The sequence below is a fragment of the Georhizobium profundi genome (assembly GCF_003952725.1).
GTDB classification, from domain to species: Bacteria; Pseudomonadota; Alphaproteobacteria; order Rhizobiales; family Rhizobiaceae; genus Georhizobium; species Georhizobium profundi.
Genome location: NZ_CP032509.1, coordinates 1,025,747 through 1,050,935 on the forward strand (window position 1 = coordinate 1,025,747; position 25,189 = coordinate 1,050,935).

The window sequence follows — 25,189 nt, forward strand, 5'->3', positions numbered from 1 at the left end:
CATGCTCAAACCACGTCGTAGACGACTTCGAGGGACTGCTTTTCGACCACGATGCCGCCGCGCATGTCGGCCTGTGTCGCAGGGTCGAGCACCACATGCGCACCGACGTCGCTGCCCTTGAAGAGCGCGAGCAGACCGTCATGCTCCAGCGGATTGGGGCGCACCGGTTGTGCTTCCGCCACGTTCATGGCGAGCGTTTCGAACAGCGATCCCCAGCGGCCGCCGGGCAGGCCAATGATCTCGTAATTGGCGCTCTTGCGGCGAATGTCCTCGTCGGCGGGGATGGCGGCGAGGATCGGAATGCCGACCGATTCCGCAAATGCGGCCGCTTCGCCCGTCCCGTCGTCCTTGTTGATCACCATGCCCGCGACGCCGACATTGCCGCCGAGCTTGCGGAAGTAATCGACCGCCGAGCAGACATTGTTTGCGACGTAGAGCGATTGCAGGTCGTTGGAGCCGACGACGATGACCTTCTGGCACATGTCGCGGGCGATCGGCAGGCCGAAGCCGCCGCAGACCACGTCGCCCAGGAAATCGAGCAGCACGTAGTCGAAGCCCCATTCGTGGAAGCCCAGTTTCTCGAGCAGTTCGAAGCCGTGGATGATGCCGCGTCCGCCGCAGCCGCGACCGACTTCCGGCCCGCCGAGCTCCATGGCGAATACGCCGCCCTTCTTGAAGCAGACGTCGCCGATCTCGACTTCTTCGCCGGCTGCCTTCTTCTTGGACGATGTCTCGATGATCGTTGGGCAGGCGCGCCCACCGAACAGAAGCGATGTCGTGTCGCTCTTCGGGTCGCAACCGATCAGCAGCACGCGTTTGCCCTGCTGCGCCATCATGTGGGACAGATTGGCGAGCGTAAACGACTTGCCGATGCCGCCCTTGCCGTAGATCGCGATGATCTGCGTGGTCTTCTTCGCTTCGCCGGTTTCCGGCGTCGCAGTGGGTTCGGAGGCTTCCGCGCGCAATGCGGCGTGGAGTTCGTCCATCGCGCCCGATTTCGGTTCGCTCGCGCCGATCTTCACGTGAGAATTCATTGGATGTCTCTCCAGTCGAGGATCATTTTGAGGCAGTTGCGATCGAAAAATGCGGTCTGGTAGGCGTTGTCGGCGTGTTCCGGATGGCTGCGATGGGTGATCAGGCCGTCAAGCGGGAGGCGAGCCTCTTCGACGAGCGTGCTGACGGCTGCTAGATCCTCGGGCCGCCATTCGGCGGCAATGCGGATTGCGCATTCCTTGATGAAGGCAGGGGCAAAGGCGAAGGCGACCCGCTGATCGTAAAACCCGGCGAGAACGACCGTGCCGCCGCGCGAAAGATGGCGGATCGCCGGATCGAGGATGGCGCTGTCGCCGCTTGCATCGCAGATGCAACCGTAGTCGCGCCGCTCGTCTTCGGCCGGATCGACGACCGTGTAGCCTTGCGCACCGGTTCTGCGTTCCGGGTCGGTTTCCCAGACGGTCGGCGCGGGCGCGCCACAGGCGATGGCAAGACGCGCGATGAGCCTGCCGAGAACGCCGTGACCGATGACGAGATCGGGCATCTGGCTGGGGCAGGTCTGCAGCGCATGGTAAGCGGTCGCGGCAAGCGCCATGAGCACGGACTGCGCATTGCGCGGCGCGATCGTTGTCCGGTTGCCGGGCGTGACGATGCGCGAGGAGGCGCCACCGAAGAGACCGCGCAGATCGCGGTAGCAGGACGCGCCCGGAACGAAGACGAAATCTCCCGGCTTTCGGCCGGATGTCGGCCCGGCTTCCACGACTTCACCGACCGTTTCGTAACCGGGAACTAACGGATAGCCCATGCCCGGGAAGGGCGGCATCGTACCGCTCCAGAAAAGCTTCTCGGTGCCGGTGGAGACGCCGCTGTAGTGCACGGCCACGACCACGTCGTCGTCTTCCCGGCTCTTGAGCGCGAGATCGACCAGCGACAGACGTTTGGGCTCGTGAAGGACTACGGCATGCGAATTCATGACCTGCTCCTGGCGGCCGTGGCAGACAACACTCCCAGCGACCAAGTGTCAGCATATATTGACACATTAATTTGTCAAATCTTTTGTACATACTGTGGCAACGAGATGTCTAGCGGATCGCCAGAATGCTGCGTGAAAGCAGCGGTTGGCGCGCCGGCAGCGCGCGGATCGTTTCGAAGCCGGCTGCCCGCAGCATCGCCTGGATTTCATCCGCGGAGCGGGGCCGTCCCTGTCCCATCGCGAGCAGATAGAAGCCGAAATAGGCATCGGCCATGGCGCTCGTGCCGTCCGTTTCCGACATGGGCTCGCTCAACAAAAGCCGGCTGCCCGGGCTCATGGATTGGTGGAGATTGGCGAGCAATCGCTGTGCGTCGCCATCGTCGTGGTCATGCAGGACGCGGTTCAACGTCACGAGGTCGGCGTCGACCGGGAGAGCGTCGCAGAAGGCACTGCCGCCGTGCACGTCGATGCGGTGGCCGAGTGGATGTGCGGCCAGACGCCGACGTGCGACCGTGGCGACGGCGGGCAGGTCGAAAAGTACGAGTGTTGCTTTTGCGGTCCGCCCCGCGACAGCCAGAAGAAAGCTGCCGTCGCCGCCGCCGACATCCAGCACCACCGAATGGCTTTGGATGGGGTAGGCGGAGAAGATTTCCGCCGAGATGAAGGATTGCGAGGCGGCCATGAGGTCGCTGTAGCGCGCTGCAGCGTCGTCCTCGCTGCCTGCCGCATCACGGTAGTTCCAGAACCGGCGGAGCTCCGTGTCGGATTTTGGCGTGCGCAGAAGCGCCAGAGGATCGGCCAGATCGCGGTATAGCAGACCATGATGGCGGATCATGGCGATGACGCCTGGATTGTCGACGAGCGCTGCTCCGAGCGTTCCCAAGGCATAGCGCCCGTCGAACTGTTGGTGAGCCAAGTCCAGGGACGCGAGCGCGCGCATCAATGTGTGCGCGGATGCGACCGGCATGCTCCCGATTTCGGCAATGTCTGCCGTGGATTGGGGACGGCGCGCCATCTGATCGAAGAGATCGAGCTCTACAGCGGCCGACAGGGCCTGGCTGTAGACGAAGCCGGCGGTCAGATCGAAGAGGCGAGACGCATTGTGGCGCGCGATTGGCCGGGTCAGCGGGAAACGCGCGGCAAAGTCCCGAAACTCCCGGCGCGCGACCTGTCGGCTGCGGAATGCATGGAAGGCCGACAGCAAGCGGCGCAGCGGCGAGCCCGCGGAATAGGGTTGGTCCACCATATCATGCGGGGAGGAGCGCGCTGGATGCCGGGAGAAACCGCGCGGATTCGCGCTGGATCTGACGGCGCAGCGCGTCCCTTCCGGGGCAATCCGGCACGGCTTCGATCGTTTCGTCGATAAGCGAGGTAAGGCGGCGAACCGCGCCCTTCAGCCCCAGCGCCTTGACCGCATTCGGGCGGCCCAACGCATCGTCCTTGCCGATTGGCTTGCCGATTTCTTCCTGTGTGGCGCAGACGTCGCGGATGTCGTCGGCGACTTGAAACGCTTCGCCAAGCCGGTATCCGAGCCCTGCCCATTGTTCGTGCGGCTGCCCTGCGGCCGCGGCACCGGCCATGGCGGCACCCGCAAAAAGCGAGCCGGTCTTGGCCTGCTGGTAGAGCACGAGGTCGATTTCAGGCTCGCTTTCCCAAGCTTGGCCCGCGACGATGCCACCCGGCATGCCTGTCGCGCGGGCGAGGATCATCGTGAGCTGCAAAGCCCGCTCGGCGCTCACGCCACCGGCTATCGCCAGTGTCTGGAAGCCGAGAATGATCAGGCCGTCGCCCGCGAGAAGTGCTAGCGGCTCGCCGAATGCCAGGTGGACGGAGGCTTTGCCACGCCGGAGGTCGGCGTCGTCGAAGCAGGGCATGTCGTCATGCACGAGCGATGCGCAATGGAGAAGCTCGATGGCAGCTGCTGCGGCATTGGCGACTGCGGGGCGATCGTCGCCGCAGGCACCAGCCACCGACAAGGTCAGGCGTGGCCTGATCCGTGCTCCACCGGGGAAAACGGCATGGTGATAGGCCGCTGCCAGCAAGGGTGGCGCTTGGCCTGTGCAGGCGCGCGCCAGCACCTCGGCCAAAGCCTCTTCGATTCTGATGCCGGGATCCTGTCCGGGGTCGATCGCTCGCATGCTTCCCTCCACCGGTGTAAAATGTCATGGTCATCTTGCATGTAAATTCAAATTTACACAAGGAGCCTTGGTTGCCATCAGCGTCGGACATTGAAGGAGCCGAAATCGTGGTGGTCGGCGCTGGGGTCGGCGGCTTGAGCGCTGCCTTGTCCCTGGCAGGAACGGGTGCGCGCGTCACGGTGGTGGAGGCGAGAGAGTACGCCGGTGGAAAGCTGAGAAGCCTGGATGTATCCGGAGCAGCTATCGATTCCGGGCCTACCGTGCTGACGATGATCGACGTGTTCGAAGGTCTGTTCGAGCAGGTTGGATTGCGCCTCTCCCACTACGTGACCGTGCGGCCGTCACGGTGCCTTGCCCGGCATTTCTGGACAGACGGAAGCCAACTCGATCTTTTTGCCGACCTGCAGGAGAGTGCAGTTGCTGTCGCTGACTTTGCGAGCGCTCGCGAGGCGCGCGGCTACATCGATTTCAGCCGCCGGGCCGAAGATGCGTATCTGGCGCTCAAGGACAGCTTCATGGCTGCGCCAGCGCCCAGCGCGGCTTCACTGACACTGAGCGGCGGCATCGGCGCCATGTTCAAGATCGCGCCGTTTCGCTCGTTTGACGCGGTGATCGGCGATCACTTCCAGGACAGGCGGCTGAGGCAGCTTTTCGGGCGCTACGCCACCTATTGCGGTGGCTCGCCCTATCAGGCGCCAGGGCCGTTGATGACGATCGCCCATGTGGAGCGTGCCGGTGTCTACCTCGTCGAAGGCGGCATGGTGCGGCTCGCCGAAGGGCTTGCGCAAGCGTGCCGGGATCGCGGTGTCCGATTTCTGATGGGAAGCCGGGTCGAGCAGATCGAGCCCGATCCTGCAAGCGGTTATCGGCTCCATCTCGGCGACGGCCGCGCGCTCAACGCTCATGCTGTCATTCACAATGGCGACCCGTCGAAGCTGTCGATCATCGGGCGTAGCAGAGACACTGCTGCCGCCGCATGTCCGCCAAAGGAACGCTCCCTGTCGGCTGTCACGCTGTCGCTCACGGCTATCGCCGAAGGGGTCGATCTCGTTCGCCACAACGTCTTCTTTTCGAGTGACGCTTGCCGCGAGTTTTCCACGCTGTTCGACCGGCGCGAGATGCCGGACGAGCCGACGCTCTATGTGTGTGCGCAGGACCGGGACGACGATGGGCTGCCAACGCCCGGACAACCGGAGCGCCTCTTTGTCCTCGCCAATGCGCCGGCCAATGGCGACGATCATGTCTCAGACGATAGGGAGCGCCAGCAATGGCAAGCCACGATCTTGAAGCGCCTGGCGGAGATGGGGCTGACGCTGCGCGAGGTGACGTGCAGGGTGACGATGCCATCGGATTTCGAGGCGCTGTTTCCGGGATCGGGCGGAGCGCTTTATGGCGCGGCGCCGAACGGAGCCATGTCGTCTTTTCGACGTCCGAAGGTGCGGACGGCGGTGCCCTTTCTCTACCAGGCGGGCGGGGCGATCCACCCCGGGCCGGGCCTTCCGATGGTGGCGTTATCGGGAATCAATGCAGCGCGGGCGGCAAGGATGGACCTCGGTTCGACGTCCATGTCGGCGCGAACGGTTATTGCTGGTGGTACCTCGACGCCACGAGCGATGACGGGCAGCATGCGCTGACCGTCATCGTCTTCGTCGGCAGCGTCTTCTCGCCCTATTATCGTTTTGCGCGAAGGAGCAGTGCTGCCAATCCGGAAAACCATGTCGCGTTCAACGTCGCGCTCTATAGCAAAGGCGCAAACCGATGGGCGATGACGGAGCGGGGCGCCTCTTCCCTCAGGCGCGACGAGACCAGTTTTTCGATCGGCACGAGCAGTGTCGAGCGGACGCCATCGGGGCTTGAGTTTCGCATCGACGAGCGCTGCATGCCCGTGCCGCGGCCGCTGAAAGGCTCGATCAAGGTCACGTTCGAGGAGGTGATGCCCCATGCATTTGCGCTCGATCGTCTCGGTAAACACAGCTGGCGGCCGCTTGCGCCACGATTACGGGTCGACCTTGCGTTCGACAATCCGGATCTGCATTGGAGCGGCGACGGCTATCTCGATATGAACTACGGCTCGGAGCCTCTGGAAACGGCGTTTTCCAAATGGTCATGGTCGCGGATGCACCTCAGCGATCGAACGCGGCTGCTCTACGACGTGACGGAGAGCGATGGACGATCCCATTGCGTGGCGATCGATGTCGTCGACGGCGAGATCGTACCTTATGTCCCGCCGGGTCCCGAAGGCATCGTGGGCCTTCCCAAGGGACTATGGCGTATGGATCGGTGGACGCGCAGCGACCCCGGGGTGAAGCCTGCGCTGGTCAGGGCGCTCGAAGATGCGCCGTTCTATACGCGCTCGCTGATCGATGGGTCCATCGGCGGACGGCGCGGCTTGATGGTGCATGAAAGCGTGGATCTTCGGCGCTTCGTCTCACCGGTCGTCCAGGCCATGCTCCCCTTCCGGATGCCGCGACTCCGTTGATTGTTTCTTTGCGGCCTCGGCCCGTTCGCGGTCGTAGCGGCGCAAATTGCGCAATTCCCGAAAACCGAAGAAGAGTGCAAGGCCGAGAACCAGCGTCAGTTCCGCAAAGATGATCCAGCCCGGCGACATCCCGGCTACCCTTCCAGTTGTGCCGCGCCGTCCGGTTCGCGTCGCGCCTTGAAGGCGCCCAACAGTTGCAGCATGCGCACGACCCGGGCGTCATACCGCCACCAGGGCGGCAGCGTCTCCAGGCGCGGGGAGCGTGCTTCGGCTTCGACGGCATCGATGAGGAACCGGGTCGCCGGGAGCGATGGTTGGTTCAGGCCGTCCGGCGATGGTAGTGGCATCGCGGCCGCCTTCAAGGCGAGCGAAATCTTGCGGCGTTTCGAGATGATGGCGCGCTCATGGATCGAATCGACGCCGGCGCGAATTTCGTCACCGATCGCGTGATAGAGAAGGCGCGAAGCCTGGATGCCGCGGCGGCAATCGGCCGGTAGCTCGGCGATGCCCGGCAGCGCGCGATCGTAGAGAAACTCCGCCCGGTCAAGCAGCCGCAACGTCATCCGGCGTACCGTTTCCGATCGGGCACCATCGGGCTTTATTGCCGCGATTTTCGACAGGCCCTCACGGCGCAGCCATTCCTCCGGCAGGTAGTTCCGGCCGGCACGTGCGTCCTCGCCGATGTCGCGGGCGATGTTGGTCAGCTGCATCGCCACGCCGAGATCGGCTGCACGGGCGAGCACGAACGGATCTCGCCTTGCCATGACCAGCGTCATCATCACGCCAACCGTGCCGGCGACACGGGCAGCGTAGTTCTCGAGGTCGCCAAGCGTGTCGTAGGTGCGGCCGTCGGCATCCCAGGCAAGGCCTTCGATGAGCGCGGCTGGAATCGCTTGCGGGATGGCGAAACGAGCCACGGTTTCGGCGAAACTGCGATCGACGAAATGGTTTGCGGGTCGCCCGCGATAGATGTTGTCGAGCCGCGCGGTGAGCTCAGCGATTGCCTCCGGGCCGCCACCTGCCTGATCGATCATGTCGTCGGCCATGCGGCAGAACGCGTAGATGGCATAGGCAGGTTCGCGCACGTCGACCGGCAGCAGCAGCGACGCGATGAAGAAGGAGTGCGACCCCTGGCGGATCGACTGCCGGCACTGGGCACAGTCGCGCGGCGTCAGGGGCGATCTAGCGTTTGAAGGCAACGGCATCGGGCACCATCCTGTCGAGCATGCGGGCAGAGGAGATGACGCCGGGCAGGCCGGCGCCTGGATGCGTGCCAGCACCGACGAGGTAGAGGTGTTCAGCGGCGTCGCTGCGATTGTGCGGGCGAAACCAGGCGCTCTGGGTCAGGATGGGCTCGAGCGAGAAGCCGGAGCCATAGGGCGAGAGATAGCGCTCGGCAAAGTCATCGGGAACGGCAATCGCCTCGGTTACGATCTCGTCCCGCAGACCCGGCAGCAGGGTCGATGACAGACGTTCGACGATGGCGTCGCGGCGTCTTGCCGTCGCTTCCTGCCAATCGATGTCGGCGCCGAGATGGGGCACGGGCGTCAAGGCATAGAAGGCATCGCATCCGGAAGGCGCAACGGATGGATCGCTGGCACTCGGGCGGTGCAGATAAAGGCTGAAATCCTCCGTCAGCGGACGGCGCTTGAAGATGTCGTTCAGCAGGCCCTCATAGCGCGGCCCGAGCAGGATGGTGTGGTGGCCGACATCGTCATAGCGTCGCTTGGTGCCGAAATAGAGGACGACCAGCCCCATGGAATAGCGCGACTTCACCAGCCGCTTCGCCTGGCGTTGGCCATTGGGAAGGAGGGCGCTCGTCACGGCGGGATCGGCATTTGAGATGACGATATCGGCATCGAGCCGCGTGCCGTCGGACAGCCGGACACCGGAAACCTTGCCGTCCGTTATCGTGATCGCTGCGACTTCGCTGCGCGTGACCGCGAGATTGCCCTGTCCTCGGATGAGCTTCACCAGTCCATCGACGATCTGGCTGACACCGCCTTGCGGATAATGCACGCCCCAACGGCGTTCGAGCGATGGGATCAGGCAGTAGATCGCCGGCGCGCTCAAGGGGTTGCCGCCGATGAGTAGCGGGTGAAAGCTCAGCATGGTGCGTAGCTTAGGGTGCTTTACATGCGCCGAGACGAGGCCGAACACCGACCTGTAGCCCTGGAGCCGCAGCAGGTCCGGTGCGATGCGCAGCATGTCCGTGACGGTCGAAAACGGCTGGTCGGCAAGCTGCTCGAAGCCGAGCGCCATGATCTCGTCACTGAGCTTCATGAAGCGGCGATAGCCGGGCAGGTCGTCGGCATTCACGCGCCGTACTTCCGCTTCCATAGCATCGCTATCATCGGAGCAGGCGATCATGTCGCCGTCGTCGAAGCGAAGCTTGTAAAACGGCTTCAGGCGAAGCATCTCCACATCGTCCTGCATGCGCTTGCCGCAGAGCGTCCACAGTTCCTCGAAAAGATGCGGCGCCGTGACGATCGTCGGGCCGCGGTCGAAGGTGAAGCCGTCCTGTTGGATGACGCCGGCGCGGCCGCCAAACTCGTCGAGCCGCTCGAGCACGGTTACGCGGTAGCCGCGTGCCCCCATGCGAACCGCCGCGGCAAGGCCACCGAAACCGCTGCCGATGACGATGGCGTGGGGACGCTTGTCGTCAGCGGCGAGCTGGGGGCGTTGATTGTCCACGACGGTCAGCATCTATCGATCCTCGCTCGGTTCGCGTCTGCCCGTTCGCGCTGTACCCGTTGCGATGCCGGCATCGAGTGCGAGATGCCGGAGCAGGCGCGCCGCTTCGTCGGGATGTTCCTCGTGATAGAGATGGCCTCCCTCATCGAGGATGAGCGCCGTGATTGCCGGAGACAGCGCGGTGACCGACTGGCTGTCGGCGTAGGGCACAGCCTTGTCGCCTTTCGTCGCGACCAGCATGGTCGTCGTCGTGAGCTTGGCAAGGTCGGTGTTGAGGCTTTCCAGATCCCAGTTGGCCATCATGCCGAGCGTGCCCGCCACGTGGCCGGAATGGCGAAAGAGGGCGCGATAGAGCGCAACACCTGCGGGCTCGATCGTGGAACCGGTGCCGGCGAGCAGCCTTCGGGTGGCATCCATGCTTTCCGCCCGCCAGGCAAAAAGCTTGGGCGCTATGGGATTGATGAAAAGCAACCGCGCCAGCGGCCCGTAAATGCCGGAGCCGGCGATCGGGCGAATGGCGGCATTGAAGCCGACGATGAGCTTGCATTGCGGCAGTCGCCCGTCGATCGCCATGCGCAGCAGGATCGCCGCGCCTGCCGAGTGGCCGGCCGCACAAACGATAGCAAGCTTGAGCTCGCCAATCAGTGCCGTGAGCGCGCGCGCCATTCCGGACAGTGTGAGATCGTGCTGGCCGGCACCGCGTGTAAAACCGTGGCCGGGCAAGTCTGGCACGATCACCGTGAAATCACGCGCGAGGTCGGGCAGCATGTGGCGAAAGCTGTGGCTTGCCGCGCCCGTGCCATGGATGAGCAGCAGCGGAGGACCGCTGCCTGCAATCTGCATGTGCCAGGTGAGCGCGCCGGACCGCACGAACCGGCTGTGCTCCCGGTTCGGCCAGTCTCTGCCGAGCACGTTCCAGTCCGGATAGCGGTGGATGGAGAGCGCGTTCATGGCCGTTCAATGCGGCCTGGTATTGGAGGATTGCCGATCAATTCGGCTGCGCACGGCAAAGCTCAGATCCTGCGCGCGGCCGGCGGGAAGCGGCAGATACTCGCCGCCCATGGCCCGTGCAAGATCGGCTGCATGTTCGCGCGGGCGCCGTGCCGTATCGACCAGAACGCTCGAGAGGCCGGCAAGCCGGAACGCGGCGGCCATGCGGCGCGTGTCTGCCTCGGCGCGCTCGCGCCCGGCGGTGCCATCGAGCGCAATATTGGCACGGCCGTCGGTCATCAGGATGGTGATCGCGTTCTGACCTCGCTCCGCAGCCTTGCCGGCAAGGAGACGAGCAAGAGCGAGGCCGCCGGCAAGCGGCGTCGGGCCGCCGCCAGCCATGGCGACGAGCGCGCGCCGTGCGCGCAGCAGCGAGCGGGTGGGGGGCAGAACGATCTCGGCTTGCGCGCCCCTGAAGACGATCAACGCCACGGAGTCGCGCCGGGCGTAGCACTGGCCAAGGAGCGTCTCGATCGCGCCTTTCGCCTCGCCGAGCCGTGTGTGGGCAGATGACCCTGACGCATCGACAGCGAAAATCGCGAGCGTTTCCGAGGGCGCGGAAAAGCGGGTATAGCGAAAGTCCTCGCGCTGGATCGCGATGGGCCGATCGGTCGTAACATTCGAGGACGTCGCTGTCCGCCGGATCGTCTGCCATGGAACCGCAGCGCGCAATGTTGCGACGATATCCAGCGTGCTACGACCATTCTCAGGTCGCGGCCGGGCAGCCAGACGTCGACCTCGGCTTACCGATCGTTGGCTCGCTCCGCGCTTTCCGGAGGATGCGCCACCGCGTGCGCCCCGGGCTGCGGTTGCGGCTTGAAGCACGTCTTCCGGCAGATAGGCGTCGAGGATGTCGACCGCGATTGTTTCGTCGGCGCCGGCATGTTCCGAATCTTCCAGATCCTGCGGCAGGTTTTCGGCTTGATTGCGCTCGGGTTCAGATTCGGCTGCCGTGTCGTCGGGTTGTGGAATGTCCTGTGTCTCCGGGTTTTCACCACGGTCGTCTTCGGCGGCGATCGGGGTGAGACCGAAGACAAGACCGACTGCTTCACGCAGAGACTCGGTGCTGGCGGTAGCTTCTCCATCCAGATGCGCGAGGATGCGGGTCACGTTCAGAAGATGCGATGGCGCACGCATGGAAGATCGGTTGAGGGCGAGGGCCAACGCGCAGCAAGCCTCCATCACCGGCTCCGGCACTGCGACCTCGCGTGGGGTTTCCTGAGGTGCTGCCAGCGCCGAGGCGATATCACCCGGTTTTACAGGCAAGCGGCCCTTGGAAAGCTCCAGCGTCAGCGCGACGCGATCCAGCAGGCAGGGATGGACGGCTTCGTCCGAAAGACCCTCGTCGAGCAACAGAACTGCGAATTCGCGCCGATCGATCGCCGCAGCGATCAATGCGGCCTGCAGCGCTGTCAGCCTTTCCGCCATGGCAATGACCAGGATGCCGCCCTTGGCACGTGACAACATCCCCGATCGTGCAACCAGTTCGCGTTGCGCGAGCGTCGCGGCGAGATCATATCCATCGACAAGATGATCGTCGGCGATCGATGGCGTCATGCGCAGCCAAGGCAGCTGTTTAGAGATGCGCGACTGCAGAAATTCGATTGCCGCGTCACGCACCGGCCCGGCCTGCGACTTCAGATGTATCCCGCCGAGCAGAAACGGATCCGTGGCGAAGACATCCGCCGCCCTCGCGACAGCCGACCAGATGTCTGGTGCATCCGGCCGCTCAAGCATCGGGAGATCGCCGGTGTCGGCTGTCACGCGACTGCAACCGATATGGAGGCGATCGCGCGTTCGACACGGATCGACGAGCCGCTTTCGTCCATCGGATCGCGGCGGAGACGATGCCGCAGGCAGGATGGGGCAACGGCCAGAAGAAGTTCGGGCGTGACACGTTCGCGCTGTTCGTAGGCTGCAAGCGCACGGGCTGCCCGCATCATGGTCAACTCGCCACGCGAGCCATCGATGCTGAGCTTGATGGCGAGACCGGCAGCAATCTCGAGGATTTCATCGCCCACGGCGATTTCGTTCAGTTCCGCGCGGGCCTTGAGGATACGTTTGCCAAGCGCAGCGTCCTTGCGGGCCCAGCTGTCGAGAAACTGCGCGGGATCGCGCTCGAACGCATCACGTCGCTTCACCACCTCGATGCGCTCCGCGATATCGGTGGGCGATGTCACGTCGAGCGACAGGCCGAACCGGTCGAGCAGCTGCGGCCGCAACTCGCCCTCTTCGGGATTGCCGCTGCCCACCAAGACGAAGCGCGCCGGATGGCGCAGGCTCAGCCCGTCGCGCTCGATGAGGTTGACGCCCGATGCAGCGACATCGAGCAACAGGTCTACGAGGTGGTCCTCCAGGAGATTGACTTCGTCGACATAGAGGAAGCCGCGATGGGCGGCTGCCAGCAGTCCCGGCTGAAACGTCTTCTTGCCCTGAGTGAGCGCGGCCTCGATGTCGAGGGCGCCGGCGACCCGGTCTTCGCTCGCGCCGAGAGGCAGATCGATGACTGGAATTGGGCGCTTGTCGACCTTCAGGCGTGCGTTCGAATTGCGCTGGCAATCCGGGCAGCCGGCTGTCGGCGCATCCGGATCGCAGTTGAAGCGACAGCCGAGCACCGTCTTGATGGGGGGAAGGAGGGCCGCCAGCGCGCGCACGGCCGTGGATTTGCCGGTCCCCCGATCGCCGAGGACCAGCACGCCGCCGATTGCTGGATCGATGGCCGCCAGAAGCAGCGCGCGCTTCATTTCGTACTGACCGACAATGGCGCTGAACGGATAGGTCTGTGGCATCCGCGTCTCTCTTTTCGAGTGTCCAACTGTATGTCGACAGTGACTGTATTATATGTCAATCTGAATTGACATACCCAATCGTCCATCGGCGGTCACGGATTGTCGGAGGTCATGAGGCCGGGAGAGCCATGATGAGCAGCAGGAAAATGCCTTCACCAACGCCGCTTCTCGATCAGGTGACCGAGCCCCGTGATATGAAGCGGCTGAGCGACAGGCAATTGCGCCAGCTGGCCGACGAACTCCGGCGCGAAACCATAGACGCGGTTTCGGTGACGGGCGGCCATCTCGGTGCGGGGTTGGGTGTCGTGGAGCTGACGGTTGCGATCCACGCGGTGTTCGACACGCCGAAGGATCGTCTGATCTTCGATGTCGGCCATCAATGCTATCCGCACAAGATATTGACGGGCCGGCGCGATCGGATTCGGACCTTGCGCAAGGGCAACGGACTGTCCGGCTTCACGAAGCGCTCGGAAAGCCCCTATGACCCGTTCGGCGCCGCCCATTCGTCCACATCCATTTCGGCAGGGCTAGGCTTCGCCGTCGGCCGCGATTTCCAGGGCAGCGACGACCATGTCATCTGCGTGATCGGCGACGGGGCCATGTCTGCCGGCATGGCGTATGAGGCGCTCAACAATGCCGGCGCGCTCGGCAGCCGGCTGATCGTGATCCTGAACGACAATGCCATGTCGATCGCGCCGCCTGTCGGTGCGATGTCGAAATACCTTGCCCGGCTCTATGCCGCACGGCCCTTGCAGGACCTAAAGTCGGCTGCGCGCAACGCTGTCGACCATTTGCCGCCGCCGCTGAGGGAAGGCGCGCGGCGCGCCCGCACGCTCGTCAAAGGGCTGGTGCCCGGTGCGACGCTGTTCGAAGAACTCGGCTTTTCCTATGTCGGCCCGTTCGACGGACATGACCTTTCGCAGATACTGCCCATCCTCAGGACCGTGAAGGAGCGGTCGGACGGCCCCGTTCTCCTTCATGCCATCACCCGCAAGGGCAAGGGCTACCGGCCGGCCGAGGAAGCAGCTGACAAGTACCATGGCGTTTCCAGTTTCGACGTCGCCAGCGGAACTCAGGTCAAGAGCGTGGCCAAGGCGCCGTCCTACACGAAGGTGTTCGCCGATGCGCTGATCCAGGAAGCGGAGCGCGATGCGTCCATTGTCGCGGTCACGGCCGCCATGCCGGATGGCACCGGTCTCGACCGCTTTGCCAAGCGCTTTCCGTCGCGCATGTTCGACGTGGGCATTGCCGAGCAGCATGCGGTGACCTTCTGCGCCGGTCTCGCCGCATCCGGCATGAAGCCGTTCTGCGCAATCTATTCGACCTTCCTGCAACGTGGTTACGACCAGATCGTGCATGACGTTGCCTTGCAGCGTCTGCCGGTGCGCTTCGCCATCGATCGTGCGGGGCTCGTCGGCGCCGATGGGCCGACCCATGCGGGATCCTTCGATCTCGGCTATCTGTGCAACCTGCCGGATTTCACCGTCATGGCGGCGAGCGATGAGGCAGAACTGGTGCATATGGTGGCAACGGCGGCAGCGCTGTCCGACGGTCCTTCGGCGGTGCGCTATCCGCGTGGCCAAGGCACAGGCGTCGAGATGCCGCGCGTCGGCCAAGTGCTCGAAATCGGACGTGGCCGGATCGTGAAGGAAGGCACGCAGATCGCGCTTCTGTCGCTCGGCACCCGCCTGCAGGAATGCCTGGCAGCGGCCGAACGGCTCGACGCGATGGGTCTTTCCACGACGGTTGCCGATGCACGCTTCGCCAAGCCGCTCGACGAAGCACTGATCCTGTCGCTGGCGCGCGAACACGCGGTGTTGATCACGATCGAGGAGGGCGCACGCGGCGGGTTCGGTGCGCATGTGCTGCATCTGCTTGCGGAGCGTGGCATCCTCGACCGCGGCTGTCGCATCCGCACGCTGACCTTGCCCGATCGCTTCATTCAGCAGGACAAGCCGGAGGCGATGTATGCGGAAGCCGAACTCGATCGCACCGCCATCCTCGCCGCGGCCGAAGCCGCCATCGGCCTCGGCACGATCGAGCGCCAGCCGGAAATCGTGCGGTTGCATCGGCTGCGGGAATAAGCCGTTCGATCCGCGTAGGGAAGTCAGAAAACGCCGACGGCCAGATGTGCCCAAATCGTGAGCGCGACCAGGATCGCGGCGGCGCTTGCCGCAACGCGCGCTCTCGTCCCAGGCAATAGCCTCACCGACATCTCGATCGCCAACCACACGAAGGCCAGGATTGCGGCTGCGGCCAGGAAATCCTCCACTCCCCAGACGATGTCGGTCGATACCGTCATGGCCAGCGCCGGGAGGAAAAGCATAGCGACAGACACGACGGCAAATGCGCCTCGCCAATGTCCGAGTTTGATCATTGAGGGCATCTCACCGCTCCGCCCAGCGGGCCAACCGCATCAGGCAGGCCAATCGTCGCTGCATATGACGTTGCTCTGTGGCATTTCGGAGATTGTGAACCGCCACAGGCAATGATGACATCTGTATCTGCGCTGCACGGTCCTCGATCATGCCACCTGTCGCGTCGGAGGATCATTGAATGACGGTCAAGAAGGCATCTGTCTTACTCGATTATTGCAGCTTCTACATCTCTGGTATCGATGGAGTGAGGATTCCCCTCGATCACGACTTACGCGGGGTTGTGTCTACTGAAGATTGCATAAATGTCAGCGCTCTTCCCTGGAACGAAGGGGAGACGACTGTAACGCTTGCCCGTTTCGAAGAACTGCAGCCACAGGCTGTTCCGCCGAGATTTGACGGTACGCTCAATACGCCTGACTATCGCGTGGACCTCTTCGACGCGAACATCCCGGAAATTCTTTTTATGGACGTTCCTAGCACGCGGACAAGGGTGCGCATCTGGATGAACCGTCCGCTCCACCCGGATAACGTGATCGTGGCGCTGGGGTGACCGGCACTATTGCCTTGGGTCTGGCCATGCGGAAGTTACCCGCTGGTCGGTATGCGATTGTCCTCCATGTCCGAGGTGCAAAAGTATTACCGACGTCTCCGGGCTGCAAAGTTCCGAGTTTGGTGATCCCGGCAGGATTCGAACCTGCGACACCAGGATTAGGAATCCTGTGCTCTATCCCCTGAGCTACGGGACCACGCGGGTCTTTCCATAATCGAGACCGCGGCGTTCGCCAAGGGGTTCAGGCGGCCAGGCGGGTCTCGGCGAGGCGGACCCAGTAGGAGATGCCGTGGGGGATCGCCTCGTCGTTGAAATCGTAGCGGGGGTGGTGAAGGCCTGCGGTGTCGCCATTGCCGATGAAGATGAAGGCGCCCGGCCGGGCGTTCAGCATATAGGAGAAATCCTCGCCACCGAGTGTGGGTGCCACGTCGCCATCGACATTGTCATCGCCGGCGATCGTCGCCGCCGCCTGGATGGCGTGATCGGTCTCCTCGGCATGGTTGAAGGTGACGGGATAGTTGCGGTCGTACCAGATGGAGACCGTCGCGGCATGGGCGGCTGCTATGCCTTCGGTGATCTGGCGGATGCGCGCTTCGCCAAGATCGCGGTTGTGATCGGACAGCGACCGCACGGTGCCGGAGAAGACCGCCTCTTCCGGGATCACGTTGTGCGCAAAGCCCGCCTTGAACTGCGTGACGGACACGACGATCGCATCGACCGGATCGGCATTGCGCGAGGCGATCATCTGCAACGCCTGCACCATCTGCGCGGCGATGACGATCGGATCGATGGTCTCGTGGGGCATGGCCGCATGGCCGCCGCGCCCCTTCACCGTCACGCGGAACTCGTCCGTCGCCGCCATGATCGGGCCCTTGCGGGTCGCGAACGCGCCGACGGGAAGGCCCGGCAGATTGTGCATGCCGTAGACTTCGGCGATCTGGAAGCGCTCCATCATGCCGTCTTTCACCATCTCATTGCCGCCGCCGCCGCCTTCCTCCGCGGGCTGGAAGATGACTGCCACGGAGCCTTGGAAATTGCGGGTATCGGCAAGATATTTCGCGGCGCCGAGAAGCATGGCGGTGTGGCCATCATGGCCGCAGGCATGCATCTTCCCGGCGGAACGCGACGCCCAGTCCTTGCCCGTCTGCTCGGTGATCGGCAGCGCATCCATATCGGCTCGAAGGCCGATCGTCCGGCCCTCGCCGTTGCGGCCGCGGATGATGCCCACGACACCCGTGCGGCCGAGCCCCGTTACCACTTCGTTGCAGCCGAATTCCCTGAGCTTGCTTTCAACGAAGGCCGCAGTTTCGTGCACGGCGAAAAGGATTTCCGGATGCTGGTGCAGATGACGGCGCCATCCCGCGACTTCTTCCTGCAATTCGGCGGCGCGGTTGAGGATGGGCATGAACGATCCTTGATTTTTTGTGCAAGGCCACGAGATGGCAGCCGGTTCGGTCGCCAATATGTGGACCTCGGGAGCGTCCGGATCAACGATCTTTTTGCCACGGTGGCGCCATATAGGTTAAGTACGGCCTTCGGCTTCGCCGCCACTGTCCAAGGAATGCATGACGTGCTGCAAAGCCGCGCTACACATCTGTTCTCCGCCATCCTTCTTTCGGGAGGCCTTCTCGCTTCGATGGTTGGGCTGTCGGCTGCGGAAGCCGCTCCCCGCATGCTGGTGGATGTCGAAACTGGCAGGGTGATCGAGCACGAGGATGCGTTCAAGCGCTGGTACCCCGCTTCGCTGACGAAGCTGATGACCACCTATATCGCGCTGCGTGCCATCGAAAGCGGTGAGGCGGATTTGACGTCGCCGGTCACGCTCAGCGCGCGGGCTGCTGCACAGCCGCCGAGCAAGATGTACTATGGCGAAGGCGCCACCATGACCCTCGACAACGCCATCAAGATCATCATGGTCAAGTCGGCGAACGACGTGGCGATGGCGATCGGGGAGTCGCTTGCCGGCACGGACAGGAACTTCGTGGCTCGCATGAACGCCGAGGCGGAACGGCTCGGCATGACGTCGACCCGCTTCATCAACGCCAATGGCCTGCCGGGCGAAGGCCAGTATACGACGGCCCGCGACATGGCCTTGCTGGCGCTCGCGATCAAACGCGATTTTCCGCAGTATTCCGATTATTTCAGCATCGAGGCCATCCAGGCGGGCAACGACATCTATCCCAACTTCAACATGCTGATCGGGCGCTATCCGGGCGCCGATGGCATGAAGACAGGGTTCATCTGCTCCTCGGGCTTCAACCAGGTGTCGTCGGCAAGCCGCAACGGCCGCTCGGTGGTCGCCGTCGTCTTCGGGGCCGAAAGCCTGGCTGACCGGGCGGAAGAATCCGCGCGGTTGCTGGAGGAGGGGCTGACCGAAGCGATACCCGCCAGTGCGACGCCGATCATGCAATTGCAGCCCTATGGCGAGGGCAATGCCGAGGTGGCCGATCTGCGCCCGCAGATCTGTTCGCCCGAAGCGGCTGCGCAGCGGTCCGAAGGCCGCGACGACAATGGCGAGCTGATCCTGAGCTCGGCGTTCATCCGCCCGCTCGAACGCGAATTGGAGCCGGTGGCCGTTGCGCTGGGTGGAACGGGCGGGCGCGTCGCTGCGATCCAGGTGGATGTGCCGATCCCCACGCCGCGGCCGCGTCTGGTCGAGCTTGAGGAGGATTCAGCGCCCATGGCGGCCTCACTTGCGACATCCGCGCCGGAAGGCGAGGCGTCGACCGACGGGCTGCGGCCTTCGCTCGATGTGCCGCTGCCCCTGCCGAGGCCGCGTCCATGAAGCGTCACGACCCCATTCCAGTGACCGTGCTGACGGGCTTTCTGGGCTCGGGCAAGACGACGCTGCTCAACCGCCTGCTGAAGGATCCGCAACTCACTGATACGGCCGTGATCGTCAACGAATTCGGCGATGTCGGCATTGATCATCTGCTCGTCGAGCAATCGAGCGATGGCGTGATCGAGCTATCGGATGGCTGCCTCTGCTGCACGGTGCGCGGGGAGTTGGTGGATACCCTGGCGGAGCTCGTCGACAGGCTGCAGACGGGCCGCATCGAGCGCCTGCGCCGCATCGTGATCGAGACGACCGGCCTTGCCGACCCGGCGCCGGTGCTGCAGGCGGTCATGGGCCATCCCGTGCTCGTCGACAGCCTGCGGCTCGACGGCGTCATCACGACGCTCGACGCGCTGAATGCGATCGGCACGCTCGACCGGCATGAGGAAGCCGTCAAACAGGTGGCGGTCGCCGACCGGATCGTGCTGACCAAGACGGATCTGGCCGAAGATGCACCGCTCGATGCGCTGCGCGCGCGCATCGGCGCCCTGAACCCGGGTGCGCCGCTTCTCGATGCCCAGGAAGCGCAAACAGGCTACGCTGCGCTTTTCGATTGCGGGCTCTACGATCCCGAGACCAAGACAGCGGACGTTCAACGCTGGCTGCGCGACGAGGCGATTGCGGCGGCCCATCACCATCACCACCATCATCACGATGTGAACCGCCACGATGCACGCATCCGCGCCTTCACGCTCGTACATGATGGCCTGGTCGATCGCGATGCCATCGCGATGTTCATCGATCTCCTGCGCTCGGCGCACAGCGAACGCGTGCTGCGGATGAAGGGGATCGTCGGGCTTTCGGACAATCCGGAGCGCCCGCTCGTCATTCATGGCGTCCAGGGTACCTTCCATCCGCCGGCACGATTGCCGTCATGGCCGGATAACGATCGCCGCACGCGCATCGTCGTGATCACGCGCGATCTGGGTGAAGACTTCGTCCGGGACCTTTTCGGCGCTTTCGCCGGGCAGCCCGCTGCCGACCGGGCTGATCGCGTAGCGCTGGAATCAAACCCGCTGGTCGTGCCGGGTCACCGGTTCTAGGAAACCGGATCTCGCGCTCAAGCCCAGCGTTCAGGCTTTTTCGATGCAGAAGCGGTGGCCGCTCTCGACCGTTTCGGTGGAGATGAGTTTATTGCCGCTTTCCTGACAGAAGTGCGGAATGTCGATGACCGCCATCGGGTCTGTCGTTTCCACGACGACGCGTGTGCCCAACGGGAGCGCGGCCATCCGCTTGCGCGTCTTCAGCACGGGCAAAGGGCATTTCAGGCCTTTGAGGTCGTAGGTGATCGTTTCGCCTGATCCAGACGTCAATTCCGACCCCAAAGCGACCAGCGCGGACGTTCCGCGACCTGCTCAGCAGGTGCCTGCGGAGGCGCTGCGTAGAGCGACGTCGAGGTATGAAGCGGATTGGCGACCGGAACGGGCAGGGCCGTCGTCGAAACCGGCGTTGCCGCGGTCGGTGCGCTTGCCTCGGCAGGCACGGTAACCGAAGCGGGCTGTGCAGCCTCGGCTGCCACAGCTGCACTCGCGGCTTCAGGCGCAACGACGGCGGGTGCAGCGACGGCAGGCACGGCCGTTACGGCAGCAGCCGATGCCGCAGCAGCAGAAGCCGGGGTCGACTGATTTGCCGGCAGGAGGCGCGACAGCGCGCCGGAGCGGCCAGGCTTCTGGCCCAACTGTTTCTGAAGCGCTTCCTGGAAGGCTGCCTCGTAGTCCTGAACATAGGTTTGGTAGGCGACCTGCAGGCTTTCAGGCGTCGACGTCGCAGGGCAGGCGGCGGAGGCGTCGAAGACGGCGTTCGGCTCGGTCGGCACCTGGTTGAAGACGTATTGCTTGTTGCAGACGTCGACCTTCGGTGGCGTCTTGGTCAGCTCGAAGTGGTCGTAGCCGACCTTCAACATTTCCCAGAATTCGTAATTTGGATTGTCGCGGTGACGCGCCATGTTTTCTGCCGTCATGCGAAACGGCAATGCCTGGACCTGGAAGCTATCCTGCCCGCCCTTGAACGCTTCGCGCGCAAAGGCATAGATTTCGAGCACCTGTTCATCCGTCATCGAATAGCAGCCGGCGGACGAGCAGGCGCCATGCACCATGAGGTTCGTGCCGGTGCGGCCATGGGCGCGATCGAACCGGTTCGGGTAGCCGAGATTGAACGAGAGGTAGTAGCTGGAATTGGGGTTCATCTGGTGGCGGTTGACGGTATAGAAGCCTTCCGGCGCCTGGCGATCGCCTTCGGCGCGCTTCGGACCCAGCTCACCCGACCATTTGCAGATTTCGTATTCGGCGATCTTTTCGTAGCGGCCGTTGGCCTTGGCCTTCCACACTTCAAGAACGCTTTCTTCCTTGAAGATGCGCATCATGATCGGGGAGGCCTCGGTCATGTCGTAGGCCTTCATGCGGTTGACGACCTTCGTCGGCAACGGATGTTCGACCTTGTTCGAGACGCCCGACAGCGTATCGCCGCTGTTGCACGCCGCCAATGTGAGGCACAGCCCCGAAACCACAAGAAGTCGATGCCAGCGCATATTGGCTGCCCACCCTGCCCGAATCGCCATGCGGTCATCCCCGCGGTCACTGATCAAGCGACCTCAATAGGCTGAATACAGTTCATAAATTCTTATCGCAAGCGTTAACGCTTGATTTTGGAGTGCGAAGAAACCCTTAAACTGCTGTGCGGCACCTGGATTTCGATAATCGGCAGGGCTTTACGAAGCGCTGGCCAAACCGGATAGTCGGTAGATGACACAGACTTCTCAAGAACGCCGGCGCCTTACGGTTCTTGGCGCGACAGGATCGATCGGCGCGAGCACGCTGGACGTGGTGCGCCATTTGGGCGGCAAAGATGCCTTCAAGATCGCGGCGCTGACGGGGCGCGACAATATCGAGGTTCTCGCGCGGGAAGCGATCGCGCTTGGCGCCGAGTTCGTGGCGACAGCGGATGAGGATCGGTATGGGGCCCTGCGCGCGGCGCTTTCGGGAACGGGCATCGTCTGCGGAGCAGGGGCCGACGCTTTGATCGAAGCCGGCGAGCGTGAGGCGGATATCGTGATGGCGGCGATCGTCGGCGTTGCGGGTCTGGCACCCACACTGGCAGCCGCAAGGCGTGGCGCCGATATCGCGCTTGCCAACAAGGAGTGCCTCGTTTCGGCCGGGCAGGTGTTCAAAGCGGAAATGGCTGCGGGCGGCGGGCGTTTGCTGCCGGTCGACAGCGAGCACAACGCCATTCACCAATGCCTCGCCGCCGGGGGCAACCAGGCCCTCGAGCGCGTCGTCCTGACGGCCTCGGGCGGGCCTTTCCGCAACCACACGCTTGAACAGATGGCGCAGGTGAGCGCGGACGACGCTGCCGCTCACCCGAATTGGAGCATGGGGCGCAAGATTTCCATCGACAGTGCGTCGATGTTCAACAAGGCGCTCGAAATGATCGAGGCGCAGCACCTTTTCGATCTCCTGCCGGATCAGGTGGAAGTGGTGATTCACCCGCAGTCCATCATCCATTCCATGGTCGGCTATGCGGACGGATCGATGCTGGCGCAGCTCGGCGCACCGGATATGCGCACGGCGATCGGCTATGCGCTCGCCTATCCCGAGCGGCGAAATCTTCCGGTCGAGCGGCTCGATTTCACGCAATTGTCGCGGCTGGACTTTCAGGTGCCGGACGAAGCGCGTTTCCCGGCGGTCAGGCTTGCGCGCGAAGCGATGGAGCGCGGCGGGCTTGCCGGTGCGGTGCTGAACGGTGCCAAGGAACGCGCGCTCGACGCTTTTCTCGCCAAGGAGATCGGCTTCCTGCAGATGGCGGATGTCGTGGAACGCACAATGGCGCGGATGGCCGATGCAGGCGCCGCAACGGGGATAAACGCCGTTTATGCGGCCGACGCGGAAGCGCGCGTCATCGCTGCTGAAGAAATCGTCGGTTTGCGCCGGGCAGCCTGAGCTGACGTAGCGGCTTGAGGCATGCTCAAGCCGCTTTCCTGAATATCAGGCGACGGCGCGCGATAGGGCGCAGCGCGACCAGAGCGATGACAGAGCCAAAACGAGATGATCGATATCGGCATCGCTGTGAAGCGGCGACGGCGTGATGCGCAAGCGCTCCGTCTTCTTCGGCACCGTCGGGTAGTTGATCGGCTGAACGTAGATGCCGTAATTGTCGAGCAGCAGGTCCGACAGCCACTTGCACTTGGCCGCATCGCCGACCATCACCGGCACGATGTGGCTCGGGTTGGGCATGTAAGGGATGCCGATGGCATCGAGGCGGGCGCGTACGCGAGCCACGCGATCCTGGTGCTGCATGCGCTCGAACTGGCTCTGCTTCAGGTGCTGGATCGAGGCGAGTGCTCCAGCGGCAAGCGCCGGCGGCAATGCAGTGGTGAAGATGAAGCCGGAGGCGAAGGAGCGCACGAAGTCGCAGAGCGCGGTGGAGGCGGCAATATAGCCACCCATCACGCCGAACGCCTTGCCGAGCGTGCCTTCGATCACCGTCAGGCGGTGCATCAGGCCTTCGCGTTCGGCAATGCCGCCGCCGCGCGGGCCGTAGAGGCCGACGCCGTGCACTTCGTCGAGATAGGTCATGGCGCCGAACTCTTCGGCGACGTCACAGATCTCCTTGATCGGCGCAATGTCGCCATCCATCGAATAGACGCTTTCGAAGGCGATCAGCTTCGGCGCCTTCGGATCGGCAGCTGCGAGCTTGGCGCGCAGATCGGCGACGTCGTTGTGCTTCCAGATGACGCGTGCGGCTTTCGAATGACGAATGCCTTCGATCATGGAGGCATGGTTCAGCGCGTCGGAAAAGACGATGCAGCCGGGGATCTTCGAGGCGAGCGTGCCGAGGGCAGCCCAGTTGGAGACGTAGCCCGAGGTGAAGAGAAGTGCGGATTCCTTGCCGTGAAGATCGGCGAGCTCCTGCTCCAGGAGCACGTGATAGTGGTTGGTGCCGGAAATGTTGCGGGTGCCGCCGGCGCCTGCGCCACAGCGGTCGATCGCTTCCTTCATGGCCGCGACCACCTTCGGGTGCTGGCCCATGCCGAGATAGTCGTTCGAGCACCAGACGGTGACGCTCTGCTCGCCATTCTCCGTGTAGCGGGTCGCGTGCGGAAATTCGCCCTTGCGCCGTGCAAGGTCTGCGAACACACGGTAGCGCCCTTCTTCACGAAGGCCGTCCAATGCGTTCTGGAAAAATCCGTCGAAATCCATTTCATACGCTCCGCTGACTGCAACCCGTTTTCGGTTTGGAACCGTTCTAAGTCAAGGTTGTACGGGCAAATTCATAGCAAAACGGCGCCATTTGCAGCCTTAAACCGATCAATTGCGACGACCCGCCGCACGATTGCGCAAGCCTTAATCTCCGACAACGGTTCTAAAGTGCTGCGCGCATGGGGGCGAGGGGCGAAGGTCCAAGCATTGGCGTGAGCGGCAGGACGATGGTCCGGTCTTCGCGGCAAGACAAAGGGCCGAGAGCTTGCGCTCCGGCCCCTCGCGTTCTCGTCGTTCCTACAATTATTTGGCTGAAGCCACTGCCCGCTTGGCCATCACCTTCACCAGATTGGCGCGGTATTCCGATGATCCGTGCAGGTCGGAGAGCATGCCGCCTGGATCGACCGAGAGATTGGCAACGGCATCGGGCGCGAAGTTCGCCGACAAAGCCTGCGCTGCTTCATCCCAGTGGAAGACACCGTCTGCGCCGGCCCCCGTGACGCCGACACGGACGGTCGAGCCGGTTTTCGCCACGAAGACGCCGCACATCGCATAGCGTGAGGCGGGATTGCGGAACTTCTCGTAGCCGGAAATCTCTGGCGCGGTGAACGAGACGGCGGTCACGATCTCATCGTCTTCGAGCACGGTCTCCAGGAGGCTGACGAAGAATTCCGAGGCTTTGACGGCCCGCTTGCTGGTGTGGATCGTGGCATCGAGCGCGATCATCGCGGCCGGATAGTCGGCAGCGGGATCGTTGTTGGCGACCGAACCGCCGATCGTGCCCATATAGCGCACCTGCGGATCGCCGAGCACGCTCGCCATGTGGTGCAGGCCGTAGCAGACCGACTTGATCTCATCGGAATTCTTGATCTCGAAATGGGTGACGGCGCCGCCGATGCGCACCTCGCGGCCATTGACCGTGATGCCCTTCATTTCCTCGACGTGACGCAGGTCGACGAGATCGGACGGTGCGGCGAGACGCTGCTTCATGGCCGGCAGAAGCGACATGCCACCCGACAGGAACTTGCCCGATTCGGTGGAACCCACGAGGCTGACGGCTTCTTCGATCGAGCTTGGGCGATGGTAATTCGTTTCGTACATTGGATGTCTCCCTGAAGACGAAGGGCAAGGGCTTGCAGGGTTCAGTCGCTGCTGCGCCGCTTGCTCTTCGATC

The 25,189-nt window shown here is 63.6% G+C and carries 22 protein-coding genes and 1 tRNA gene; 7 read left to right on the plus strand and 16 right to left on the minus strand.

The annotated features are described in order from the left end of the window. Positions 1–5: 5 nt before the first annotated feature. The 4 genes from D5400_RS04795 to D5400_RS04810 all read right to left on the minus strand — a co-directional run bounded on the left by D5400_RS04795 (position 6) and on the right by D5400_RS04810 (position 4,104). Positions 6–986, minus strand: coding sequence for a chlorophyllide a reductase iron protein subunit X (locus D5400_RS04795; RefSeq protein ID WP_126012744.1), 981 nt, complete (start codon positions 984–986; stop codon positions 6–8). 44 nt (positions 987–1,030) lie between these two features. Continuing rightward, positions 1,031–1,966: a chlorophyll synthesis pathway protein BchC gene (gene bchC, locus D5400_RS04800; RefSeq protein ID WP_126008193.1), complete on the minus strand. Its 936-nt coding sequence runs from the start codon at positions 1,964–1,966 to the stop codon at positions 1,031–1,033. Between the two features lie 109 nt (positions 1,967–2,075). After that, positions 2,076–3,212, minus strand: coding sequence for a methyltransferase (locus tag D5400_RS04805; RefSeq protein ID WP_126008195.1), 1,137 nt, complete (start codon positions 3,210–3,212; stop codon positions 2,076–2,078). Position 3,213: 1 nt separating this feature from the next. Then, on the minus strand, positions 3,214–4,104 hold the full coding sequence (locus tag D5400_RS04810; protein WP_126008197.1) for a polyprenyl synthetase family protein: 891 nt from the start codon (positions 4,102–4,104) through the stop codon (positions 3,214–3,216). A 71-nt stretch (positions 4,105–4,175) separates the two neighbouring features. On the opposite strand from D5400_RS04810, the gene D5400_RS04815 reads away from it, so the two are divergent. Next, on the plus strand, positions 4,176–5,738 hold the full coding sequence (locus tag D5400_RS04815) for a phytoene desaturase family protein (protein ID WP_164527800.1): 1,563 nt from the start codon (positions 4,176–4,178) through the stop codon (positions 5,736–5,738). 131 nt (positions 5,739–5,869) lie between these two features. Further along, positions 5,870–6,583, plus strand: coding sequence for a hydratase (locus D5400_RS04820; protein WP_126008201.1), 714 nt, complete (start codon positions 5,870–5,872; stop codon positions 6,581–6,583). A 134-nt stretch (positions 6,584–6,717) separates the two neighbouring features. Here the strand turns inward: D5400_RS04820 and D5400_RS04825 are convergent, their stop codons facing one another. From D5400_RS04825 to bchI, 5 genes are read right to left on the minus strand one after another with little or no spacing between them, the layout of a single operon-like run. Next, on the minus strand, positions 6,718–7,788 hold the full coding sequence (locus D5400_RS04825) for a phytoene/squalene synthase family protein (protein ID WP_126008203.1): 1,071 nt from the start codon (positions 7,786–7,788) through the stop codon (positions 6,718–6,720). Next, a complete protein-coding gene (gene crtI / locus D5400_RS04830; protein ID WP_126008205.1) occupies positions 7,766–9,289 on the minus strand; it encodes a phytoene desaturase family protein in 1,524 nt (507 codons plus the stop codon). The genes D5400_RS04825 and crtI overlap by 23 nt, the downstream gene beginning before the upstream one ends. After that, on the minus strand, positions 9,290–10,228 hold the full coding sequence (gene bchO / locus D5400_RS04835; protein WP_126008207.1) for an alpha/beta fold hydrolase BchO: 939 nt from the start codon (positions 10,226–10,228) through the stop codon (positions 9,290–9,292). Positions 10,229–10,234: 6 nt separating this feature from the next. Then, entirely contained in the window at positions 10,235–12,031 is a 1,797-nt protein-coding gene (locus D5400_RS04840) for a VWA domain-containing protein (RefSeq protein ID WP_126008209.1), read from the minus strand. Next, positions 12,028–13,056 carry a magnesium chelatase ATPase subunit I gene (bchI, locus tag D5400_RS04845; protein WP_126008211.1) on the minus strand — a complete coding sequence of 343 codons (1,029 nt, stop codon included), beginning with the start codon at positions 13,054–13,056 and terminating at the stop codon, positions 12,028–12,030. The genes D5400_RS04840 and bchI overlap by 4 nt, the downstream gene beginning before the upstream one ends. 131 nt (positions 13,057–13,187) lie before the next feature. On the opposite strand from bchI, the gene dxs reads away from it, so the two are divergent. Then, positions 13,188–15,140: a 1-deoxy-D-xylulose-5-phosphate synthase gene (gene dxs, locus D5400_RS04850; RefSeq protein WP_126008213.1), complete on the plus strand. Its 1,953-nt coding sequence runs from the start codon at positions 13,188–13,190 to the stop codon at positions 15,138–15,140. A 23-nt stretch (positions 15,141–15,163) separates the two neighbouring features. Here dxs and D5400_RS04855 read toward each other — a convergent pair whose 3' ends face one another. Further along, the gene (locus D5400_RS04855) at positions 15,164–15,433 is read right to left on the minus strand and encodes a hypothetical protein (protein WP_126008216.1); all 270 of its coding nucleotides are present in this window, start codon (positions 15,431–15,433) and stop codon (positions 15,164–15,166) included. A 179-nt stretch (positions 15,434–15,612) separates the two neighbouring features. On the opposite strand from D5400_RS04855, the gene D5400_RS04860 reads away from it, so the two are divergent. Further along, positions 15,613–15,984: a hypothetical protein gene (locus tag D5400_RS04860; protein WP_126008219.1), complete on the plus strand. Its 372-nt coding sequence runs from the start codon at positions 15,613–15,615 to the stop codon at positions 15,982–15,984. A 120-nt stretch (positions 15,985–16,104) separates the two neighbouring features. Here the strand turns inward: D5400_RS04860 and D5400_RS04865 are convergent. Continuing rightward, positions 16,105–16,180: transfer RNA gene (locus tag D5400_RS04865), tRNA-Arg, on the minus strand. 45 nt (positions 16,181–16,225) lie between these two features. After that, on the minus strand, positions 16,226–17,389 hold the full coding sequence (locus tag D5400_RS04870; RefSeq protein ID WP_126008221.1) for a M20 aminoacylase family protein: 1,164 nt from the start codon (positions 17,387–17,389) through the stop codon (positions 16,226–16,228). Between D5400_RS04870 and D5400_RS04875 the strand changes: the two genes are divergently transcribed. Continuing rightward, complete coding sequence (locus D5400_RS04875; protein WP_245451434.1) at positions 17,318–18,769, plus strand: D-alanyl-D-alanine carboxypeptidase family protein; 1,452 nt, start codon at positions 17,318–17,320, stop codon at positions 18,767–18,769. The two genes, D5400_RS04870 and D5400_RS04875, sit on opposite strands and share 72 nt — an antisense overlap. After that, complete coding sequence (locus D5400_RS04880; RefSeq protein ID WP_126008223.1) at positions 18,766–19,863, plus strand: CobW family GTP-binding protein; 1,098 nt, start codon at positions 18,766–18,768, stop codon at positions 19,861–19,863. Before D5400_RS04875 ends, D5400_RS04880 begins: the two co-directional genes overlap by 4 nt. Before the next feature lie 30 nt (positions 19,864–19,893). On the opposite strand, the gene D5400_RS04885 is transcribed toward D5400_RS04880, so the two are convergent. Continuing rightward, entirely contained in the window at positions 19,894–20,133 is a 240-nt protein-coding gene (locus tag D5400_RS04885) for a sulfurtransferase TusA family protein (protein WP_205665515.1), read from the minus strand. Continuing rightward, complete coding sequence (locus tag D5400_RS04890) at positions 20,130–21,377, minus strand: L,D-transpeptidase family protein (protein ID WP_245451435.1); 1,248 nt, start codon at positions 21,375–21,377, stop codon at positions 20,130–20,132. Before D5400_RS04890 ends, D5400_RS04885 begins: the two co-directional genes overlap by 4 nt. 184 nt (positions 21,378–21,561) lie before the next feature. Here D5400_RS04890 and dxr point away from each other — a divergent pair, with 184 nt between their 5' ends. After that, positions 21,562–22,755: a 1-deoxy-D-xylulose-5-phosphate reductoisomerase gene (gene dxr, locus D5400_RS04895; protein ID WP_126008225.1), complete on the plus strand. Its 1,194-nt coding sequence runs from the start codon at positions 21,562–21,564 to the stop codon at positions 22,753–22,755. 45 nt (positions 22,756–22,800) lie between these two features. On the opposite strand, the gene hemA is transcribed toward dxr, so the two are convergent. Beyond that, positions 22,801–24,015 (minus strand): 5-aminolevulinate synthase, encoded by a 1,215-nt coding sequence (hemA, locus tag D5400_RS04900; protein ID WP_126008227.1) that lies wholly within the window; start codon positions 24,013–24,015, stop codon positions 22,801–22,803. A 303-nt stretch (positions 24,016–24,318) separates the two neighbouring features. Beyond that, positions 24,319–25,116 carry an FAD binding domain-containing protein gene (locus D5400_RS04905; RefSeq protein WP_126008229.1) on the minus strand — a complete coding sequence of 266 codons (798 nt, stop codon included), beginning with the start codon at positions 25,114–25,116 and terminating at the stop codon, positions 24,319–24,321. Between the last annotated feature and the right edge of the window lie 73 nt (positions 25,117–25,189).

Excerpts from the sequence above, each read along its gene's own strand:
- bchC (WP_126008193.1), bottom strand. The coding sequence starts at position 1,966 with ATGAATTCGCATGCCGTAGTCCTTCACGAGCCCAAACGTCTGTCGCTG.
- hemA (WP_126008227.1), bottom strand. The coding sequence starts at position 24,015 with ATGGATTTCGACGGATTTTTCCAGAACGCATTGGACGGCCTTCGTGAA.
- dxs (WP_126008213.1), top strand. The coding sequence starts at position 13,188 with ATGAGCAGCAGGAAAATGCCTTCACCAACGCCGCTTCTCGATCAGGTG.
- D5400_RS04890 (WP_245451435.1), bottom strand. The coding sequence starts at position 21,377 with ATGGCGATTCGGGCAGGGTGGGCAGCCAATATGCGCTGGCATCGACTT.
- bchI (WP_126008211.1), bottom strand. The coding sequence starts at position 13,056 with ATGCCACAGACCTATCCGTTCAGCGCCATTGTCGGTCAGTACGAAATG.
- D5400_RS04875 (WP_245451434.1), top strand. The coding sequence starts at position 17,318 with ATGCTGGTGCAGATGACGGCGCCATCCCGCGACTTCTTCCTGCAATTC.
- D5400_RS04810 (WP_126008197.1), bottom strand. The coding sequence starts at position 4,104 with ATGCGAGCGATCGACCCCGGACAGGATCCCGGCATCAGAATCGAAGAG.
- D5400_RS04805 (WP_126008195.1), bottom strand. The coding sequence starts at position 3,212 with ATGGTGGACCAACCCTATTCCGCGGGCTCGCCGCTGCGCCGCTTGCTG.
- dxr (WP_126008225.1), top strand. The coding sequence starts at position 21,562 with ATGACACAGACTTCTCAAGAACGCCGGCGCCTTACGGTTCTTGGCGCG.
- D5400_RS04880 (WP_126008223.1), top strand. The coding sequence starts at position 18,766 with ATGAAGCGTCACGACCCCATTCCAGTGACCGTGCTGACGGGCTTTCTG.
- bchO (WP_126008207.1), bottom strand. The coding sequence starts at position 10,228 with ATGAACGCGCTCTCCATCCACCGCTATCCGGACTGGAACGTGCTCGGC.
- D5400_RS04820 (WP_126008201.1), top strand. The coding sequence starts at position 5,870 with ATGACGGAGCGGGGCGCCTCTTCCCTCAGGCGCGACGAGACCAGTTTT.
- D5400_RS04905 (WP_126008229.1), bottom strand. The coding sequence starts at position 25,116 with ATGTACGAAACGAATTACCATCGCCCAAGCTCGATCGAAGAAGCCGTC.
- D5400_RS04870 (WP_126008221.1), bottom strand. The coding sequence starts at position 17,389 with ATGCCCATCCTCAACCGCGCCGCCGAATTGCAGGAAGAAGTCGCGGGA.
- crtI (WP_126008205.1), bottom strand. The coding sequence starts at position 9,289 with ATGCTGACCGTCGTGGACAATCAACGCCCCCAGCTCGCCGCTGACGAC.
- D5400_RS04795 (WP_126012744.1), bottom strand. The coding sequence starts at position 986 with ATGGACGAACTCCACGCCGCATTGCGCGCGGAAGCCTCCGAACCCACT.
- D5400_RS04860 (WP_126008219.1), top strand. The coding sequence starts at position 15,613 with ATGACGGTCAAGAAGGCATCTGTCTTACTCGATTATTGCAGCTTCTAC.
- D5400_RS04825 (WP_126008203.1), bottom strand. The coding sequence starts at position 7,788 with ATGCCGTTGCCTTCAAACGCTAGATCGCCCCTGACGCCGCGCGACTGT.
- D5400_RS04855 (WP_126008216.1), bottom strand. The coding sequence starts at position 15,433 with ATGATCAAACTCGGACATTGGCGAGGCGCATTTGCCGTCGTGTCTGTC.